Here is a 6316-nt window from a genome sequence, read left to right on the forward strand (position 1 = left end):
GTGCTGGTCGTCGTCAGCGAAGAACGGCGGCACCACCGTAGGCGTCCCGCAGACTCAGTCGTACGGTGTCACCCGCTACTTCCGCGGCACCGGCGGCGCGCTGAAGGACTCCACCGGCACCGTCACCCTGGCCGCCGACGACGCGCCGCAGTACGCCGGCATGGCCGCCGAGACCCTCACCTACGACGGCACCGGAGGCCGGCTCCTCAAGCGCACCCTGAACTACCCCTGGTCGCATCAGACGGCCTCCCGTACCCGGGACGGCGGACTCGACCCGCTTCTCGCCTTCCAGGTCGGCGTCCGGCGCACCGACGCCATCCAGACCGTAGACACCAGCTGGCAGGCGGTGCGCACCGAGACCGAGTTCGAGACCGACCACGGGCTGCCGTGGCAGGTGCAGACCGCCGTGGTCAAGCCCGACGGCAGCGGAGAGAAGCTCAGCGACTACACCTGCGCCCGCACCGACTACGTCAACAACGAGGACGCCAACCTCATCGGCCTGCCCAAGCAGGTCCGTATGACGGCTACCTCCTGCGACGGTTGGGCGACCGCCGACCCGGCGACGCAGTTGATGAACGCCACCCGCACCAGCTACGACAACGGCGCCTGGGGTGCGACGCCGACCAAGGGCCTGCCCACCAGCATCGCCACCCCCGACGGCACCGGCGTCGGCTACTCGGTGGTGACAGGCCGCAGCTACGACCCGCTCGGTCGGCCACGCAAGATCACTGACCCGCTCAAGGGCGTCACGGAGACCCAGTACACGCCCGCGGACATCGGTGGACCGGTCACCGCGATCAAGACGATCAACCCCAAGGGCCACACCAGCACCACCACCTACGACCCGGGCCGCGGCCTCGCCCTGACGGTCACCGATACCAACGGGCACGTCTCCCGCAGCGAGTACGACGCCCTGGGCCGTCTGACCAAGGGCTGGTCGGCGTCCCGCTCCTCGGGCGACCAGTCCCCGGACGTGGTCATCGGCTACCAGATGGCCGCAGTCACCTCCAGCGCGACCAAGCCCACCGCGGTCACCGTGCAGACCATCAAGGACGACGGCACCTACACCAAGCAGATCACCCTCTACGACGGCCTGGGCCGCCAGTTCCAGGTGCAGAGCGAGGCCCACGGCCCCGGCCGCGTCATCGTCGACACCCGCTACGACGACCACGGCCTGGTCCGCGAACAGACCGGCGACTACCTCGCCAAGGGCGAGCCCGAAGCCGCCCAGTTCAAGCCCAGGAGCCCCAGCCTGGTACCGAGCATGACCCGGACCGCGTACGACGGCCTGGAGCGCCCGGTGAAGACGACCGCGCTGCACAGCGGCACGGCCGTCTACTCCGACACCACCAGCTACGGCGACAACTGGACGCTCGCCAAGCCCGCCGGCGGCGCCACCCCGGCGACCAAGACGACCACCGACGCCCTCGGCCGGGCCACCAGCGTCCAGCACTTCACCAACAAGGACCTCAGCGACTGGCGCAGCACCTGGTACGGCTACGACGCCCGCGGTAACCGCACCTCCGTCAAGGACCACCAAAGCAACCTCTGGACCTACACCTACGACGCGCGCGGCCGGCTCAGCACCTCCACCGACCCCGACCTCGGCACCTCGTCCTTCGAGTACGACGACCTCGACCGGCAGACCAAGGCGTCCGACGCGAACCAGAAGACGACCTACACCTCCTACGACGCCGTCGGCCGGGTCACCTACGTGCGGGAGGGCTCGCCCACCGCCACGCCGGTCAAGGAGTTCACCTACGACCTGCCCGGAGCGGCCGGCAAGCCCGCCTCCTCCATCCGGCACGACGCCACCGGCGACTACGTCGACTCGGTCACCGGATACGACAGCGAGTACCGGCCCACCGGACGCGAGATCACCGTCCCCACGAACGCCAACACCACCGGTCTTGCCGGCACTTACAAGTACGAGTACACCTACACGCCCACCGGCAAGCCTCTCAGCGTGACCCTCCCGGCCGTCGGCGGCCTCGCCAAGGAGAAGGTCGTCACCCGCTACGACAGCGACGGACTGGCCCAGTCCACCTCCGGCTTGACCTGGTACACCTCCGACGTCACCTACTCGCCCTACGGCGAGCCCCTGCGCACGGTAAGCGGCGCACAGCCCTACCGGGTGTGGACCACGAACTTCATCGACGAGCACACCGGCCGCGTCCAGCGCACCGTGTGGGACCGGGAGACCGACAACTCCCACCGGATCTCGGACTCCTACTACTCCTACGACCGTGTCGGCAACGTCACCTCCAGCGCCCGCAAGCAGACGACCGGGTCGACGAGCACCTGGGACACCCAGTGCTTCACCTACGACTACCTGGGTGAGATGGTCCACGCCTGGACCTCCTCGGTGGCCGTGGACACCGCCGGCACCGGCTGCAAGTCCGCGAGTGGCAGTGCCTGGGGCTACCGGCAGGACGGCCAGTCCTCGGCCGGCCCCATCGCAGAGGCGCCGGACTCCGCCACGGACGCCGCCGCACCCGACAGCGACATGGCGGCGTCGCTGAACGCCGCCGCGCCCGCCGCCGGCACGGTCGCCACCGACACCACCGCCTACTGGCAGTCCTTCACCTTCGACGCGATCGGCAACCGGGCGAGCCTCACCGAGCACGACCCCGCCGACACGGCCACGGACGTCAAGAGCGTCTACGGCTACGGCACCCAGGGCACCGGCGGCACGCACACGCAGCCGCACACCCTGACCAAGGTCACCCCTGCCGCGGGCACCGCGTCGAGCTACACCTACACAGCGGTCGGCAACGCCGAGACCAGGACGCTGCCCGGCGGCACGCAGAACCTTGCCTGGAGCGCAGAGGACAAGGTCACCGAGGTCAAGGGCTTCGGTGACGGTGCTGGAGCGATCGTCGGCCTGTCCGGCAAGTGCCTGGACGACGCCAACGGATCCGCCGCCGACGGCAACCCCGTCCAGCTCTACCGGTGCAACAACTCCCGCGCCCAGCAGTGGCGGACGTCCGGCGACACGCTGCGGATCTTCGGCAAGTGCGCGAGTGCTTCCGGCACCGCGAACGGAACCAAGATCGTGCTGGCCACCTGTGACGGAAGCAGCGCGCAGAAGTTCACCGTCCGCACATCCGACAAGAGCCTTTACCACCCTGCGTCCGGTAAGTGTGTCGACGTCCCTAATGCCAACGACGCGGACAGCACCGATCTGCAGCTCTACACCTGTAACGCCGGCGCGGCCCAGCAGTGGACCCCGGCGGACCGCACCACGTACGTGTACGACGGCGCGGGCAACCGTCTGCTGGAGCACACCGCCGCGGGCAGCGTGCTCTACCTCGGCGAGACCGAGGTGACCGCGGACACCAAGGGCAACATCGTCGCCGCCTCGCGCGGTTACTCCCACTCCGGGGCGCCCACGGTGGTCCGCTCCACCAAGTACGGCAGCACGACCGGTCACCGGCTGAGCATCCTCCTCACCGACCAGCTCGGCACCGCCACCACTGCGGTGGACGAGGCCAGTGGACAGCCCGTCACCCGCCGCTTCTCGAAGCCCTTCGGTGAGACGCGCGGCAGCCAACCGTCCAGCTGGCCCAACCGGCGCTCCTACCTGCGCACCGGAATCGACGACACGTCCACCGGCCTGACCCACCTCGGCGCCCGCGAGTACGACCAGTCCACCGGCCGCTTCCTCTCCGCCGACCCGGTCATCGACCCGTCCGACCCGCTGCAGATCAACGGATATTCCTACGCCGACAACAACCCGGTCACCAAGAGCGACCCGGACGGTCTGCAGCCCATCGAGTGCTGGGAGGGCACGGCGGTCTGCCAGGGCGGGCGGATCGTCCGGGCGAAGGCGCCCACGGAAGTCAAGAAGACCCAGGCACTCACCCAGCGCACGGTCAACGGCCGCCAGGTCATCTACGACGAGCGCGGAGTCCCACACACACTGACCGGGCCGTCGGACATCGCCTCGGAGAAGGTCGCGTTCGACTACATGAACGACGACCTGCGCAACGCCGGCAAGTACTACGACGGCTCCAAGAGCGGCAGTGGATCCCGGTACTTGTGGCAGGACGACCAGGGCGTGCTGCCCAAGAAGGGTCTGTGGCACGGTCCGAACGGTGACCACGTCGCTGCCGGCACCACGGCCGACTACATCAAGGTCACCTGGAAGAACGGCAAGATCGTCAGCGTCGATACCTGGGACGCCAACGAGAGCAACGCCAAGGTGTTCGACCCCGACAACACTGCCAAGACGGTCTCGGGCAAGATGGACGGAAACGCCAAGGGTCAGACCCAGAACGTCGTCTACGTCGCGAAGGGCCAGGCCGAGGCGGAGGCGATCCGGGACAAGTTCGTCGGCAACAAGCACGTCCGCGTGATCTGGCCGGACGGCGCTTTCGACACGCAACGCGTGCAGCCGCTGATCCGCAAGACCGGCGGAGGGACCATCCGGATCACTCCCGGCGAAGTCACCGAAAGGGCTCCCAGTGTGCCCGATGCGCCGTCCGAGCCCAGGTCGGGCGGGGGAAGCAGGGTGGGTAAGCTCATGGGCGGTCTCGGCGTCGTCGGTGATCTGTACATGATCTGGGACGCGACACGCTCGTGGCAGCGGGGCTGTGACGGCTGGCTCATTTCCTGTGATCCGCCGCCGATGGCATGAGGGCGAAGAGAGACCGAGGACAGGGTTATGGCGAAAGAGCGAGTGACGGTGTGCCTTCCCCCGTGCGACCCGGGGGACGTCGTCCAGGCCATCGGTGCGGCGATGGCGCCGTTCGACTACAACCGTGATGTCGGGGTCGGTGATCCGGATGTCGAGACCTGGTGGGACTACTGGCGGATCGACGGCCGGGGCATCGAGTTCCTGGTCGTCCCGGGGCATGAGGGCGACCCGCGCCTCATCAGGGGTGCCAAAGCCCTGTCCGGGGAGCCGCGCAACGTTCCGCCGACCCTGTGCGACGGCGGGCCACGCGCGCTGCTAGACCTCGAAACGCCGCGTGCGCAGGCGGCCGCCGAAGCACGCCGAGCCTTCGAAGCGTGGCGGGATTTCGCCCAGGCCTACCCGCCCGTGCACTCCGCAAGTGAATTCTGGGCCCGGCACTTCGCCGACCCCGAGAACTACCCACGTGCCCAGGCGCTGGAGGACTTCCGCACGCAGCCGGCCATCGCGGCGCTGCTGGACAACCCGGAACTGGAGGAGCTTGTGGGCGACGACCCGGTCGCCAACCTGGGCGACGACCTCGACTTCCTGGTACGCCACGCCGTGGACGACGTCTTGCCCTCGAACGCCCTCCTCACCCTGGACGGCCGCTGGCTGGATGTCGCGAACGCCGAGCGGCGCCGCTACTTCAACGACTACCTGATCGGCCTCCCGGCCGACGCCTACGCCGTCCGCGTGCTCTACCACGGCTGAAGTGCGCGTCCGTGATGATGCCTCTGCATGGAGCGTCTCTTTACGCTGTCTGAGCCCGGTGCTCTGCTTGCTCGGCAGTGCGGCTCCGGTCCGGCAACTCGGACCGGAGCCTTTGGCGTTGGAAAGCTGATCCGCTGCGAGCCGGTTCCGGTCCGCTCGTCACGCTGAGGGAGGCTGGCTGACGCGGACCTACGGCGTCCGGCAAAGGCGCTCAGGGGCCGAACAGGGGCCACAAGGACAGGCACGGACCGACAAGGGCCGTACTCAGCCGTCAACGATCAATCCCGCTGATCTGCGAAAACGTCATGGATCGACGTTGATCGACAATGGCCGCCAAGATCCTCAAAGGACTCATAATCCGTCGGCCGTGGGTTCGAGTCCCACCCGCCCCACCTGTGCAGGCCTTTGGCCTGCGAAAACGTTCATTTTGTCCTGTCGGGTCGTCAACTTCGCCTGAACGGACTGAATCCGCTGCTCGTGGGTTCGGTACCAGATTGGTCCGAGTCGGCTGGGGCCATCCTGAGGCCAAAGGTGCCGAGAGAGAGTGCCTCGGCTACCGCCGGGCCGTTGCCGAATCCGGCAAGATCACGTTCGGACGGTGTTCCGTCGTGTCGGCGATGCCGCCCGGGCCGGCTCACAGGAACTGCCGGGACCGAAAGCGGCCACGGCGATATGCCGGGCCGGCGCCTGGCGTGGGCGGTGCGGGCACGGGAGCGGTTCCTGGAGAGGTTCACCGCAGGCGCTGATCACACCGCGATGGGCCAGGAGGGTTGCCGGGGCTGCGGCAGCCAGGGGCCTTGGTGGCGTCACCGTCTGTGCCGAACAGACACGGGTGCGGGGGGAACCCGTTTGAAGGGTGTCAGCGCACCCCCTAGGCGGGGGGGGGGGGGGGGGGCCCGGGGCCCGGGGGCCCGGTGAACCGCGGGG

The 6316-nt window shown here is 68.6% G+C and carries 2 protein-coding genes; both read left to right on the forward strand.

The features are described from left to right. Window positions 1-4639, forward strand: a 4639-nt coding sequence (locus tag ABZ646_RS37625; RefSeq protein WP_360529499.1) for a ricin-type beta-trefoil lectin domain protein, incomplete at its 5' end; no start/stop codon positions are given. A gap of 27 nt (window positions 4640-4666) precedes the next feature. After that, window positions 4667-5389: a hypothetical protein gene (locus ABZ646_RS37630; RefSeq protein WP_360529502.1), complete on the forward strand. Its 723-nt coding sequence runs from the start codon at window positions 4667-4669 to the stop codon at window positions 5387-5389. The last annotated feature ends 927 nt before the right edge of the window (window positions 5390-6316 follow it).

The organism is Streptomyces sp. NPDC007162 (genome assembly GCF_040634175.1).
Classification (GTDB): domain Bacteria; phylum Actinomycetota; class Actinomycetes; order Streptomycetales; family Streptomycetaceae; genus Streptomyces.